At 67.2% G+C, this 14,102-nt stretch carries 9 protein-coding genes; 8 read left to right on the top strand and 1 reads right to left on the bottom strand.

Annotation, left to right across the window (positions count from 1 at the left end):
• Nucleotides 1-3: 3 nt before the first annotated feature.
• On the bottom strand, nt 4-2,139 hold the full coding sequence (locus tag QP803_RS05595) for a ComEC/Rec2 family competence protein (RefSeq protein ID WP_284946772.1): 2,136 nt from the start codon (nt 2,137-2,139) through the stop codon (nt 4-6).
• A gap of 25 nt (nt 2,140-2,164) precedes the next feature.
• On the opposite strand from QP803_RS05595, the gene gltX reads away from it, so the two are divergent.
• The 8 genes from gltX to QP803_RS05555 are packed head-to-tail and all read left to right on the top strand — an operon-like array spanning nt 2,165 to nt 14,097.
• A complete protein-coding gene (gene gltX, locus QP803_RS05590; RefSeq protein ID WP_284946770.1) occupies nt 2,165-3,589 on the top strand; it encodes a glutamate--tRNA ligase in 1,425 nt (474 codons plus the stop codon).
• Nucleotides 3,590-4,525 carry an aspartate carbamoyltransferase catalytic subunit gene (locus tag QP803_RS05585; RefSeq protein ID WP_284946769.1) on the top strand — a complete coding sequence of 312 codons (936 nt, stop codon included), beginning with the start codon at nt 3,590-3,592 and terminating at the stop codon, nt 4,523-4,525.
• Complete coding sequence (locus QP803_RS05580; protein ID WP_284946768.1) at nt 4,525-5,820, top strand: dihydroorotase; 1,296 nt, start codon at nt 4,525-4,527, stop codon at nt 5,818-5,820. Before QP803_RS05585 ends, QP803_RS05580 begins: the two co-directional genes overlap by 1 nt.
• On the top strand, nt 5,817-6,416 hold the full coding sequence (gene plsY, locus QP803_RS05575) for a glycerol-3-phosphate 1-O-acyltransferase PlsY (RefSeq protein ID WP_284946767.1): 600 nt from the start codon (nt 5,817-5,819) through the stop codon (nt 6,414-6,416). The genes QP803_RS05580 and plsY overlap by 4 nt, the downstream gene beginning before the upstream one ends.
• On the top strand, nt 6,413-7,543 hold the full coding sequence (gene dprA / locus QP803_RS05570) for a DNA-processing protein DprA (RefSeq protein WP_284946765.1): 1,131 nt from the start codon (nt 6,413-6,415) through the stop codon (nt 7,541-7,543). Before plsY ends, dprA begins: the two co-directional genes overlap by 4 nt.
• 18 nt (nt 7,544-7,561) lie before the next feature.
• On the top strand, nt 7,562-10,324 hold the full coding sequence (gene topA / locus QP803_RS05565) for a type I DNA topoisomerase (RefSeq protein ID WP_284946764.1): 2,763 nt from the start codon (nt 7,562-7,564) through the stop codon (nt 10,322-10,324).
• Between the two features lie 21 nt (nt 10,325-10,345).
• Nucleotides 10,346-12,610 (top strand): ribonuclease R, encoded by a 2,265-nt coding sequence (gene rnr, locus QP803_RS05560; RefSeq protein ID WP_284946762.1) that lies wholly within the window; start codon nt 10,346-10,348, stop codon nt 12,608-12,610.
• A complete protein-coding gene (locus QP803_RS05555) occupies nt 12,607-14,097 on the top strand; it encodes a S41 family peptidase (RefSeq protein ID WP_284946761.1) in 1,491 nt (496 codons plus the stop codon). The genes rnr and QP803_RS05555 overlap by 4 nt, the downstream gene beginning before the upstream one ends.
• Nucleotides 14,098-14,102: the final 5 nt, after the last annotated feature.

The following is a 14,102-nucleotide window of genomic DNA, read 5'->3' as shown; positions in this document are numbered from 1 at the left end:
GTCTCAGGGAGCATTATCCTGATCGGACGGGATCCACGGCCAGGTTCCCCTGGACGGCCGATCCGCAATGATATCGGCATGGTGATTGCGGATGCGGACCATAATGGCGTCGCTGGCCTGGATACGGTCGCGATCGATAATGGGCACGCCCAGGCAATCGCGTCCGTCCGGCGGGCGGAGGTATCCGGCCGTCACGATGACCGTGACACCGTCGCAGCGTGCGGGCGGCATGCCAGCGCGCCACAGCAGCGCGCCGGTGGCGAGGAACAGACAGCCGTCGGTCGTGCAAAGCACGCCGCTTTGCGCTGTTGCGTCGTCACGCGGCAGAGGCACCACGGGCCGGTTGCCGAAGAACCTGCGCCATTCGCCGAGCGTGAAATCATCGTGCCCCTTCTGCTCCAGATAGACGGCATGCCGCGTGCGAAAAGCGATGATCCGCAGATCCGGTGAAATCAGGATGTCCGGTGCGGGCGGGGTCAGGATAGGCATGACGATGACACCGAGTATCAGGGGCACGACGCCCAGAAGGCGCAGCCGCGTCCGCCACAGGCAAAGCCAGATCAGCCCTAAGCTCGCCATGCATAGACCGGAGAGCGGCTCGGGCGGTACGGAGATCGTCGCGGCCGGCAGCCGCGCGACCGTGCGGGCGACGATGAGCAGCAGGTCGCAACCCCAGCCCATGGGCCGCAGCGCCAGAAAGCCGAGATGCAGCGGCATCAGCAGCAGGGCCGCGAGGCCGCAGGGCAACACCCAGAAGGTGGCCAGCGGCACCGCGAGCATATTCGCGAGCACGGAGTAGATCTGCACCTGGCCGAAATGATAGGCGACGAAAGGCGCCGTGGCGGCGGCGGCGAGAAAGCTGGTGACGGCGACCAGCGTCAGATCCCGCCGCAGCCAGCCGAGCAGGCCGTCATGATGCGCGAAGGCGTCGAACTGCGCGGATTGCAGCGCCTCGTACCCCGCCACGAGAACAAGAACGGCTGAGAAACTCATCTGGAAGCTCACTGCCGCGACGGCTTCGGGCTGGAACAGCATGAGCAAGGTCGCGGCAAGGCCGAGGCCGCGCATGGAAATCGCCCGCCTGCCCGCGAGCAGCCCGACCGTCACCAGGCTCGCCATGATGAAGCTGCGGATGATGGGCAGGTGCATGCCCGTCATCGCCATATAGAAGGCGCCGACGAGAATGGCGGCGATGCCCGCCATCTCCTTGATCCGCCACCGCAGCGCCGCCCATTCAGACTGCGCGAGGGCGAAGCGCACGGCGACAAAGACCGTGCTCATGACGATGCCGATATGCAGCCCGGCGACGGCGAGGATATGCGCGAGGCCGGCGGTCGCGAAGGCCGTGCGGTCGGCGGGCGAAATGGCGGTGTTGATGCCGGTGAGCAAGGTCGCGGCGACGGCGCCCGCAGCACCCGGCACCACCGCCATGATGCGGGCGGCGACCCCTTCCCGGAATCGCTGCCAGCGCGCGGCGATGCCGGAGGTGGTTGCTCTCTCCGCAAGCTGAACCGGCCCAAGGGCGAAGCCGCCACCGGCGAGGCCCGCAAAAAACTCGTCCCGCCGCAAATCCCAGCCGCCGGGATAGGTGGGCGCGAAGGGAGGTCGGATCAGGGCACGCACGGTGACATGGTCGCCGGGCATCAGGCTTTGCTGGTCGGTGCCGCGTATCCTGACCCGCAAGCGCCGAAGCATCGGCGCGTCATCCCCCAGACGCACTGCACTCAGCACCATGCGGCGGCCGGTCGGCAGGGGTTCGACGGCCGTCACCGTGCCCGAGGCGATGACCGCATAGCGCGGCAGATCGGGCATCGGCGGCAGGCCGTGCGTGCGCAGGCTGGCGGAGGCAAAGCCGAGCGCGAGCGCCAGCAGCGCGAGGCCGGCGGCGCGGCCGAGCTGGCGGTTCCAGCCGAGCAGGACCGGTGGTAGCGCGATCACGACGATGAGCGGACCAAGCCAAGGTGCCGGTTCGCGTGCGGGCGCGAAGAACAGCAGCACGCCCACGCCGATGAAGACTGGTAGCCAGGGCAGGAAACGGCCGCGCTCGGCCGCGATCCAAAGCTCCAACGGCGCACGGACGAAGAGGCTGAGGCGCGCGAAAGCCGGGAGGCCAAGATGCGTGAGGACGTTTTCACTCACCCGCGAAATGCTCTAAGCAGCCGCCATGATTTCGACCTCTCCCATCCGCACCCGTTTCGCCCCCAGCCCCACCGGCCTGCTGCATATCGGCGGGGCCCGCACGGCGCTGTTCAACTACCTCTTCGCCCGCCATCACGGCGGCCAGTTCCTGCTGCGGATCGAGGATACCGACCGCGCGCGCAGCACGCAGGAAGCGACCGAAGTGATCCTCAAGGGGCTCGACTGGCTCGGCCTCCAGCCCGATGAGGCGCCGGTCTATCAGTCGAGCCGCGAGGCACGGCATGCCGAGGTCGCGCGGGCGCTGCTGGAGAAGGGCCTCGCCTATCGCTGCTACGCCTCGGCGGAGGAGCTGAAGGAGATGCGCGAGACGGCGATGAAGGAAGGCCGGCCGCCGCGCTATGACGGCAGGTGGCGCGACCGCGACCCCGCCGAGGCCCCTGCCGGCGTGAAGCCGGCCATTCGCCTGAAGGCGCCGCGCGAGGGCGTGACCGAAGTCGATGACCTGGTCCAGGGCACGGTCCGCGTCGGCAATGCGGAGATGGACGACCTCATCATCCTGCGCAGCGACGGCACGCCGACCTATCTGCACGCCGTGGTGGTCGATGACCATGACATGGCCATCACCCATGTCATTCGCGGTGACGACCACCTGACCAATACCTTCCGCCAAGTCATGATCTACAACGCCATGGGCTGGGCGCTTCCCCGCTTTGCCCATATTCCGCTGATCCATGGCGCAGATGGCGCGAAGCTGTCCAAGCGGCATGGCGCCGTGAGCGTGCTGGAATTCGAGCGCGAGGGCTATCTGCCCGAGGCGCTGTGCAATTACCTGCTGCGCCTCGGCTGGGGTCATGGCGATGCCGAAATCCTCAGCCGCGACGAAGCGATTGCGCTGTTCGACCTGGGTGGCGTCGGCCGTGCGGCCAGCCGCATGGACTATGCCAAGCTTACCCATCTCAACGGCGTCTGGCTGCGCCAGGCGGAGGATGCCCGGCTCGCCCGTGATGTGATGCGGCGTCTGGCCGAGGAGCCCGGCCTGGTGCTGGACGAGGCGGCCGAGGCGCGCATCGCCGCGCTGATGCCAGCGCTGAAGGAACGCGCCAAGACGCTGGTGGAACTCGCGACCTCGGCGTCCTTCCTTGCGCGCCGCCTGCCCTTCTCCATGGACGGAAAGGCGAGCGTGATCATGACCGATGAGGCCCGCGTGATGCTCGCGTCGCTGGCGCCCCATCTCGCGGAGACCGATTTCTCGGCCGCCGGCGTCGATGCCGCCTTGCGCGCCTTCGCCGAAACCTCGGGCAAGAAACTCGGCCAGGTCGCGCAGCCGCTGCGCGCGGCGCTGACCGGCACCACCACGAGCCCGCCGATCGACGCGACACTCGCGACGCTCGGGCGGGCGGAGAGCCTTGCCCGGATCGCGGCTGCCACCGCCCCGCCATCGGAGAGCTGAATGCGCCACCTCCTTGCCATCGAAGGTCTTGCGCCCACGACGATCGCAGAGCTGCTCGATCTGGCGGAGAGCTACGCGCTGCTCAACCGCTCCGGCAAAACGCAGCGGGATGTGCTGCGTGGGAGGACGCTGATCAACCTGTTCTTCGAGGACAGCACGCGCACACGAACCAGCTTCGAACTTGCCGGCAAGCGGCTGGGTGCCGATGTGCTGAACATGTCGGTCTCCACCAGCAGCGTGAAGAAGGGCGAGACGCTGCTCGACACCGCGTCCACGCTCAACGCCATGCAATGCGATCTGCTGGTGGTGCGGCACGACCAATCGGGCGCGCCCAATCTGCTCGCCCAGAAGGTCGAGGCGGCGGTGATCAATGCCGGGGACGGCACGCATGAGCATCCGACGCAGGCGCTGCTTGATGCGCTGACCATCCGGCGCCATCGCGGCAAGCTGGAAGGGCTGACCATCGCCATTTGCGGCGACATCGGCCATTCGCGCGTCGCCCGCTCCAACATCCATCTGCTGAATGCGATGGGCAGTTCGGTGCGCGTGGTCGGGCCGCCGACCCTCATTCCGGCGGCGATCGAGGAACTGGGTGTCACGGTCTTTCATGACATGCGGTCTGGACTGGCCGGCGCGGACGTGGTCATGATGTTACGATTGCAGAAAGAACGTATGACACGCAACCTCGTCCCCAGTTCGCGTGAATATTTCCGCTTCTATGGGCTGGATGCGGAAAAGCTCGCGGTCGCCAAGCCGGATGCGCTGGTGATGCATCCGGGGCCGATGAATCGCGGCGTGGAGATCGACAGCGCCGTGGCGGATGATCCCGCCCATAGCGTGATCCGCGAACAAGTCGAAATGGGTGTCGCCGTGCGCATGGCCGTGCTCGACCGACTGTCGCGCACCTCCAACTACACAGCGGGAGCACGACGCTGATGGACGCGCTGGTCTCGACCGGGTTGCGGGATACGCTGATCGCCGGCGCACGGGTGATCGACCCCGCCAGCAGCTTCGACGGTGTTGCGGATGTACTGATTCGCGGCGGGCTGATCGCCGACATCGGCACGGGCCTCGCCGCTGAGGATGCAGAGACGATTGCGGCGGATGGCGCCGTGCTGTGTCCCGGCCTCGTGGATATGCGCGTCGAACTGGGTGAGCCAGGCCGCGAATACCGCGAAACCATCGCGTCGGTCGCGCGGGCCGCCGCCGCGGCCGGCATCACCACGCTGGTGGCCCTGCCGGACTCCCTGCCCGCCATCGACGATCCGGCCCTGGTGCGCCTGCTGCTGGCGCGCGGCGAGGAAACCGGCAGCGTCACCATTCTGCCGTACGGCGCCGTCACGCGCGGCTGCGCCGGCGAGCAGCTCGCCGAGCTTGGCCTGCTGCATGAGGCGGGTGCGGTCGGCTTCACCGATGCCGGTCGCACCATCGGCCCGGCGCGGATGATGCGCCTCGCTCTGTCCTATGCGCGGGGCTTCGGCGGCTTGATCATTCAGCACCCCGAGGAGCCAAGCCTGTCCGAAGGCGGCTGCGCGACCGAGGGCGAACTCGCGACGCGCATGGGCCTGCCCGCCATCCCGGCGGCGGCCGAAGCGATCCAGGTGGCGCGGGACGTGGCGCTGGTGCGCCTCACCGGCGGGCGCATCCACTTCGCCCATGTCTCGACCGCCGAGGCGATCGAGCTCATCCGCCGTGCCAAGGCCGAAGGGCTGGCCGTGACCTGTGACACCGCGCCCCCCTATTTCGATCTCAATGAAATCGCCATCGGGGAGTTCCGCACCTATGCGAAGCTCTCTCCGCCGCTGCGCACCGATGCCGATCGCCGCGCCGTGGTCGCGGCTTTGGTGGACGGCACGATCGATGCCGTAGCGTCGGACCATCAGCCGCGTGACGCGGACGACAAGCGGCTGCCCTTTGCCCAGGCCTCGGCCGGCGGCGCCGGGCTGATGACGCTGCTGCCGATCACCCTGGCGCAATTCCATGGCGGCGCCATCACCCTGCCCCGCGCCATAGAGCTGCTGACGGCGGGGCCGGCCCGCGTGCTCGGCCTGACGCAGGGCCGGATGGGCAAGGGCAGCGCTGCGGACCTTTGCCTATTCCACCCCGACCGCGCCTGGAAGATCGAAGCCGGGCGCATGCCGGGCAAGGCCCAGAACACGCCCTTCGATGGTCGCGCCGTCGAGGGCCGTGTTCTGGGCACCTGGAAGGCCGGCAAGCGGGTGTTCGGATGAGCCATTTCCCGATCGCCGCCGTCATTCTCGGCTATCTGCTCGGGAGCATTCCCTTCGGGTTGATCGTCACGCGCCTCGGCGGCGCGGGCGATATCCGCAAGGTCGGCTCGGGCAATATCGGCGCCACCAATGTGTTGCGCACCGGCCGCAAGGGCCTCGCGGCGGCGACCTTGCTGCTGGATGGCGGCAAGGGTGCCGTTGCGGTTCTGCTGGCGGCCAATATCGCCCTCCTGCACACCGTGCCCACCGCCGGCCTATGGGCGGGCGGCTTTGCCGTGATCGGCCATATGTTCCCCGTGTGGCTGCGCTTTCGCGGCGGCAAGGGGGTCGCGACCGGCATCGGCGTGGCGCTCGCCGCCTGCTGGCCGGCGGGCGCGCTGATGTGCGTGATCTGGCTGCTGGGCGCGAAGCTCACCCGCATCTCCTCCGCCTCCGCCCTGCTCGCCTTTATCCTGTCGCCCATCCTCGCCTGGATCTTCGGCGGCCCGGCCCATGCCATCTTGGCGCTGATCGTCGCTATCCTCGTCCTGGCGCGGCACCACGCCAATATCCGCCGCCTGCTCGCTGGCACCGAACCGCGCATCGGCGCGACATGAGTCTCAACCCCTCCGATCTTGCCCGGCTGCGGCTGGCGCGAACGGAGGGGGTCGGCCCGGTCACCTATCGCCGCCTGCTCGCCCGCTTTGGCGATCCCGTCGCGGCGCTGGAGGCGCTGCCGGGCCTCGCGCGTGCCGCCGGCCGCGCGGGCCAGCCGGTGCCGAGCAAAAGCGCGATCGAGGATGAGGTCGCCCGCACCCACCGCCTGGGCGGCACCTTCCTGATGTCGCATATGGCCGCCTATCCGCCTCTGCTGGCCCTGCTGCCGGATGCGCCGCCAGTGCTCAGCCTGCTCGGCGACGCGCGCCACCTGTCGGCGCCGAGCGTCGGCATCGTCGGTGGCCGCAACGCCTCCCTCAACGGACAGCGCATCGCAGCGAGCCTCGCGGCCGCCCTGGTGGGTCATGGCATGACGGTCATCTCAGGCATGGCGCGTGGCGTGGACGGTGCGGCGCATGAGGCGGTGCTGGAGGCCGGCGGCGTGACGGTCGCGGCAGCCGCCGGCGGGCTCGACCGACCCTATCCACCCCAGCATGAGGCGCTTCAGGCGCGGATAGCCGCGACCGGCGCGGTGGTGACGGAAGCCGCGATGGGCACCGAACCGCAGGCGCGGCACTTCCCGCGCCGCAACCGCATCATCGCCGGCCTGTGTCTCGGCGTGGTGGTGGTGGAAGCCGCCCGCCATTCCGGCAGCCTGATCACGGCGCGGCTGGCCCTGGAAGGCGGCCGGGAGGTCTTCGCCGTACCCGGCTCGCCGCTCGATCCGCGCTGCCACGGCTCCAACGATCTCATCCGCCAAGGTGCCCAGCTCACGGAAACCGTGGAGGATATTCTGGCCCATCTGCCCGCCGGACCGGATGACTTCCGCCGCCCCGAAACCCTCGCGGACGCACCCACGCACCTCGCGGAGGCGCCCGCACCCGCGATTGGGGAGGCCGTCGAAATACGCGAGGCCGTGCTGCAACTGCTCAGCCCGGCCCCGACATCGGTTGACGATCTGCTTCGACACTGCCAGTTCAGTTCACAAGCCGCCTTATTGGCCGCCTTGCTGGACCTTGAACTCGGTGGCTTCATCGAGTCGATGCCCGGCAATCGTGTGGCTTTGATTGCGCATCGAGGCGGGTAGCGCATTTTCAGGAAGACCATGTCGGACGTCGTCGTCGTCGAATCCCCTGCCAAAGCGAAGACCATCAACAAGTATCTTGGCGGCGGATATACCGTCCTCGCCAGCTTCGGGCATGTCCGCGACCTGCCGCCCAAGGATGGCAGCGTTCGGCCCGATGACAATTTCGCCATGGACTGGGAGTCAGACGAGCGCGGTAGCCGCCAGGTCTCGGCCATCGCCAAGGCCCTGAAGAGCGGCAGCACCCTGTATCTCGCCACCGATCCGGATCGCGAGGGCGAAGCCATCTCCTGGCATGTCCGGGCGATGCTGGAGGATCGCAAGGCACTCAAGGGCGTCACGGTCCATCGCGTGACTTTCAACGAAATCACCCGCAGCGCCGTGACCACGGCGATGAAGAAGCCGCGCATCCTGGATCAGCCGCTGATCGAGGCCTATCTGGCCCGCCGCGCACTGGACTATCTGGTAGGCTTCACCCTTTCTCCCGTGCTGTGGCGCAAGCTGCCCGGCAGCCGCAGCGCCGGGCGCGTGCAATCCGTCGCGCTCCGCCTAGTTTGTGAGCGCGAAGCCGAGATCGAGGCCTTCCGGGCGCGGGAATATTGGTCGATCGAAGCGATGATGGCGACGCCGGCCGGCGCGCCCTTCAACGCCCGCCTGACCCATCTTCAGGGCAAGAAGCTCGAACAATTCGATCTGCCGAACGAAGCCGCCGCCAAGGCCGCCGAGGCGGCCGTCGAGGCCGGTGATTTCTCGGTCAGTGCGATCGAGCGCAAGCGCGTTCGCCGTAACCCGAACCCGCCCTTCACCACCTCGACCTTGCAGCAGGAAGCCAGCCGCAAACTCGGCTTCGGGGCGCAGCAGACCATGCGCGTCGCCCAGCAGCTGTATGAGGGTATGGAGATCGGCGGGGAGACCGTCGGTCTCATTACCTATATGCGCACCGACGGCGTGCAGATGGCGCGGGAAGCCGTGCATGCCATTCGTGACCATGTGAAGGACGCTTTCGGCGGCAATTACCTGCCCGCCGCGCCGCGCGAATACAGCACCAAGGCGAAGAATGCGCAGGAAGCCCATGAGGCGATCCGCCCGACCGATGTCAGCCGCGTGCCCGATTCGGTCATGCGTTTGCTCAGCCCCGATCAGGCGCGGCTGTATGAGTTGATCTGGAAGCGGGCCGTCGCGTCCCAGATGAGCCAGGCCGAGTTCGATCAGGTCAGCGTCGATATGGCCGATCCCACCACGCCTGCGGGCCAAAAGACCACCCTGCGGGCCAATGGCTCCTTGCTCGCCTTCGACGGCTTCCTGAAGCTGTATCGCGAAGATCGCGACGATCAGGCGGATGACGATGATGAGGCGCGCGTGCTGCCGGCTATGTCGGAAGGCGATCCCCTCAGCCGACGTGGCGTCAAGGCCAGCCAGCATTTCACCCAGCCGCCGCCGCGCTTCACCGAGGCATCGCTGGTCAAGCGGATGGAAGAACTCGGCATCGGTCGGCCGTCTACCTATGCCTCCACCCTCTCGGTGCTACGCGACCGCAACTATGTGCGCCTCGATGCCAAGCGCCTGGTGCCGGAGGATCGCGGCCGGTTGGTGACCGCCTTCCTCACCAGCTTCTTCAAGCGCTACGTGGACCCCGGATTCACCGCCTCCCTGGAAGAAAAGCTCGACGAGATTTCGGACGGAAAGGCCGATTGGCGCGCCGTGATGCGTGCCTTCTGGCACGATTTCTCGGAAGCCGTGGACGGCACCAAGGACCTCAAGATCTCGGACGTCATCAACGCCCTTGATGACGATCTCGGGGCCCATTTCTTCCCGCCGAAGGCGGATGGCGCCGATCCGCGCCTTTGCCCGGCCTGCCAAACCGGTCGCCTCGGCCTCAAGCTCGGCCGCCATGGCAGCTTCATCGGCTGCTCCAACTATCCCGCCTGCCAGTACACCCGCCGCCTCGCCGTCACGGGGGAGGACGGTGAGGAGACGCTGAAGGAAGGGATGCGCGCCCTCGGCCGCCATCCCGATACCGGCGAGGAGATCACGGTCCGCCGTGGCCCCTACGGCCTCTACGTCCAGCAGGGCGAACCGCCACCGCCGTCGGACGACAAGAAGGCCAAGAAGGAAAAGCCCAAGCGCATGTCGCTGCCCCGCGGCGTGGACGGCGAGACGATCGAGCTGACCCAGGCCCTCGGCCTGCTGACGCTGCCGCGCCTGATTGCGCGCCACCCGGAAAGCGGCGAGCCGATGGAAGCCGGTATCGGGCGCTTCGGCCCCTATATCCGCATGGGCTCGGTCTATGCCTCGCTCGACAAGGACGACGATGTGCTGAGCGTCGGCGTCAATCGCGCCGTCGATCTGCTGGCCAAGAAGCTGGCCGGCGTGCGCACGCTCGGCACCCATCCCAAGGACGGCGATACCGTCATGGTCAAGAAGGGTCGGTTCGGCCCTTATGTGCAGCACGGCAAGACGGTCGCGAACCTGCCGCGCGGCGTGATGCTGGAAGACATCACGCTGGACGAAGGCGTGACCTTGCTCGCCGAGAAGGGCAAGGAGTTGAAGCCGCGTCCGGGCACCAAGGGTAAGGCCAAGAAAGCGCCAGCGAAGAAAGCGGCCGCGCCGAAGGAGGCTAAGCCCGCCAAGGAAAAGGCGCCCGCTAAAGCCAAAGCTGAGGCTCCCGCTAAGGCCCCAGTGAAGAAGGCTGTCGCAAAAAAGCCGCCCGCGAAGAAGAAAGCGGCTGCCAAGCCGGTGAAGAAGCCCGCAGCCAAGACGCCGCGCCGCGAAGCGGCCGACTAGCAGCGGCGGCGTCTCCGCCCCATGAAAACGGCGCGCAAAAAACCCAAAGCAAAACCTGCTGACCTCACACCGATCGCTGAACGGCCCTTCCCGAGCCGAGAGCAGATCCGTGACTTTCTCGCCGGCGCCGAAGGCCGGGTCGGCAAGCGCGAGGCGATGCGCGCCTTCGGCTTGGGGCCGGAACATCGCATCGCGATGCGCACGACGCTGAAGGAGATGGCGCAGGTCGGCGAAGCCGCGCCCGCCGGCCATAAGCGCTTCACCGCACCTGGCGGCCCGGCGCGCGGCGGCTCCGTCAAGCCTGGTGCCATGCCCGAAGCGGTGATCGTCGAAATCACCGGTATCGATACCGAGGGCGATGCCATCGGCCGGCTGGTGGATTGGCGCGGCCAAGGCCCATCCCCCACCATCTTCATGCAACCCGAGGCGCGCGGCCAGCCCGCGCTGGCGCCCGGGGCGCGGGTGCTGGCGCGGATCAAGCCAATCGGCGATCCCAAGACGGCGCGCAAATTCGAAGGCCGCACCCTCAAACGCATTGAAGGCACCGTCGGCCGCGTCATCGGCATCTTCCGCAGCAAAGGCGGCGTGATGCGGATCGAACCCACGAACAAGAAGATCAAGGCCGAATGGGTCGTGCCGGCCGGCGAGCAAGGCGAGGCCGAAGACGGTGACATCGTCCGGGCCGAGCCCCTGCCCCATAGCGGCCTCGGCCTCAAACCGGCTCGCATCGTCGAGCGCCTTGGCTCCTCCGAAGGTGCAGCCGCTGTCAGCCTGCTGGTGATCGCCTCACTCGATATTCCCGATACCTTCCCCGACGATGTCCTGGCCGAAGCCGCCCAGGCGCGCGGCGTGGGACCCGAGGGACGCGAGGATCTGCGCGACATTCCCCTGGTGACAATCGACGGCGCCGATGCGCGGGACTTCGATGACGCCGTCTTCGCCGTGCCGGAGGGCGATGGCTATCGCCTGATCGTCGCCATCGCAGATGTCGCCCATTATGTGCAGACAGGCAGCCCGCTCGACCGTCAGGCGCGGCTGCGCGGCAATTCCGTCTATTTCCCCGATCGCGTCGTGCCGATGCTGCCCGAGGCGCTATCGAACGGCTGGTGCAGTCTGCGGCCGATGGAAGACCGCGCCTGCCTGTTCACCGAAATGCATATCGGCAGCGATGGCCGCAAAACCTCCCACCGGTTCGGCCGTGGCATCATGCGCAGTGCCGCCCGCCTCACGTATGAGGAGGTGCAGGAGGTGCATGACACGCAGCGCGAGACGCCGGGCCTGCCGTTGGGTGACCTTTTCGGAGCGTACCAGTTGCTGCTGGACGCGCGGCGCCGCCGTGGCACACTCGATCTCGACTTGCCGGAATGGAAAGTGACGCTGGATTCTGCCGGCATCATCACGGGTGTGCATAAGCGCCCGCGCCTCGACAGCCATCGGCTGATCGAGGAATTCATGGTGCTCGCGAACATCGCGGCCGCCGAGGAATTGGAGCGGCTGCGAAAACCTGTGGTTTATCGCGTGCATGCGCCCCCGTCGGACATCAAACTCGAAGGCCTTCGTACCTATCTGCATGGTATGAACATCAGCCTGCCCGCTGGCGACCAGATCCACCCGCGTGACCTTGATGCGGTGCTGACCCAGGTGGCTGGCACCGAGGAAGCGCCTTTGGTCAACGACGCGGTGTTGCGCAGCCAATCCCAGGCCGCCTATAGCCCCGAGAATATCGGCCATTTCGGCCTCGCGCTGACCCGCTACGCCCATTTCACCAGCCCCATTCGCCGCTATGCCGATCTGCTGGTGCATCGCTCGCTGATCCTGGGGCTCGGTCTCGGGCCGGACGGCTTGACCGTTGAGGATGCTGCGCGCCTCGAAGACACCGCCGAGCATATTACGGTCACCGAACGACGCGCCGCGCAGGCGGAGCGTGACTCGACGGACCGTTATCTCGCCGCCTTCATGGCCGACAAGATCGGCTGCATATTTGATGCGCGCATTTCCGGTGTGACGCGCTTCGGAATTTTTGTCACACTGAGTGACACTGGTGCGAGTGGAATGGTTCCGCTCTCCGCTCTGCCTGATGACTTCTGGATGCATGACGAGCCGACGCAGAGTCTGAGCGGAAAACGCACGCGGATCGTCTTTCATCTGGCCCAGCGGGTCGAGGTTCGGCTCGCCGAGGCGCGGCCTTTGACCGGCGGCCTTCTGTTCCAAATCCTCCAAGGGTCAAAGCCTGACGATGACCGGCGCGCGAGCGGCGGCCGACAATCCCGCACGGCCCGACGGTGAGGCGCAGCGCCGTCCTTGTCCTGGTGCTGCTCACCTGCCCGGTGAGTGCTGAAGCGCAGACCACCTGGAACCCGGTCATGGCCGGCAACGTCTATGCCGCCGCCTTCGCCTTCATGGCGCCACGCACTCTGACGGCCATTCCGATGGCGAAGCTGACGTTGTGGGGTTTGCGCGGCCTGACGGCGCTCGACCCCGCCGTCGGACCCACGATGAGCGCGGACGGCATCGCGCTGATCGACCGCAATCAGGTTGCGCTGTCAGCGCCGCTGCCGTTGGCGGAGGATGCCGCCCGCTGGGGCGCTGTCGCGGCGCAGCTCTGCAGTCGCGCGACGCAGGTGTCACCCGCCATCGCCGAGGCTGGAACTACCGGCGTGGTGACGAGTTTCTTCGACGAGTTGTTCAACCACTTCGACCCCTATTCCCGCTACATTCCGCCCGGCACGCGTGCCGATAACGAACAACCCGCGAGCGTCGGTTTCACGCTCGTTGTGCGCAGGCACGGCACAATGATCGCAACGATCGACCCGAACGGCCCCGCCGCTGCTGCGGGGCTTGCTGTGGCCGACCAGATCCTTGCCATCGACGGCCAATCGACCCGTGGCGAAACCGCCGATGATCTCGGCATGGCGCTCGACGGCGCGGCCGGCACCGTCATGACGTTGGAAGTTCTGTCTCACCATCGACGCGCGCAGACGATCTCGGTCATCAGAACCGCCATCGTTCCGGAAACCGTGTTTGCGGCCCGCCAAGGCCCCATGCTGGTCATCCAGATCTCCGCCTTTCAACAGACGACCGCCGCGCATTTCCGGCAAACCGTGATGGATGAGCTGGGTAAGCCACCTGCCCCACGCGGCCTTGTGGTGGATCTACGCGGCAATCGGGGCGGATTGCTCGATCAAGCAGTCTCGGTCGCGGACAGCCTGATCGATCGCGGCACGATCGCGAGCACGATGGGCCGCAATCCGGCGGCCGACCAACTCTGGCGCGCCTCAAACGGCGATCTTGCCGGCGGCCTGCCCTTGGTGGTGCTGGTGGATGGACGCACGGCGAGCGCGGCCGAAGTCTTGGCGGCGGCGCTGGCAGACAACAATCGCGGCGTCGTAGTTGGCAGCGCAACCTTGGGCAAAGGTCTGGTCCAAAGCGCGACCTCCCTCCCCGATGGCGGAGACTTACTCGTTACTTGGGCGCGTCTATTGGCGCCCCTGGGCTGGCCGCTGCAGGGGTTGGGCGTGATGCCGCAGATCTGCACGAGCGGCAGCACGGACAGCGTGGAGACCGCGCTGCAATCCCTGGCCGATGGGCAGCAGCCGATGGGCGACGCAATCCGGCAATCACGGTCCGCGCGACCGGGGATTGCGCTCAACAAGGTGCTCGAAATTCGCGATGCCTGTCCGGCGGCACTGGGGTCGTCACTCGATATGCAGGCAGCTCAGTTTCTGCTGACGACCCCACCGGCCTATTCCGCTGCTTTGGTTGGCACGCCTTAGACGCT

Origin of the sequence: Acidisoma sp. PAMC 29798 (assembly GCF_030252425.1) — a bacterium.
Classification (GTDB): Bacteria; Pseudomonadota; Alphaproteobacteria; order Acetobacterales; family Acetobacteraceae; genus Acidisoma; species Acidisoma cladoniae.
The sequence above is the reverse complement of the archived record's forward strand: the minus strand, read 5'-3'. Positions and strand labels throughout refer to the sequence as shown.

Coding starts and splice junctions, on each gene's coding strand:
- QP803_RS05585 (WP_284946769.1), top strand. CDS start 3,590: ATGCGCCACCTCCTTGCCATCGAAGGTCTTGCGCCCACGACGATCGCA.
- dprA (WP_284946765.1), top strand. CDS start 6,413: ATGAGTCTCAACCCCTCCGATCTTGCCCGGCTGCGGCTGGCGCGAACG.
- topA (WP_284946764.1), top strand. CDS start 7,562: ATGTCGGACGTCGTCGTCGTCGAATCCCCTGCCAAAGCGAAGACCATC.
- plsY (WP_284946767.1), top strand. CDS start 5,817: ATGAGCCATTTCCCGATCGCCGCCGTCATTCTCGGCTATCTGCTCGGG.
- gltX (WP_284946770.1), top strand. CDS start 2,165: ATGATTTCGACCTCTCCCATCCGCACCCGTTTCGCCCCCAGCCCCACC.
- QP803_RS05580 (WP_284946768.1), top strand. CDS start 4,525: ATGGACGCGCTGGTCTCGACCGGGTTGCGGGATACGCTGATCGCCGGC.
- rnr (WP_284946762.1), top strand. CDS start 10,346: ATGAAAACGGCGCGCAAAAAACCCAAAGCAAAACCTGCTGACCTCACA.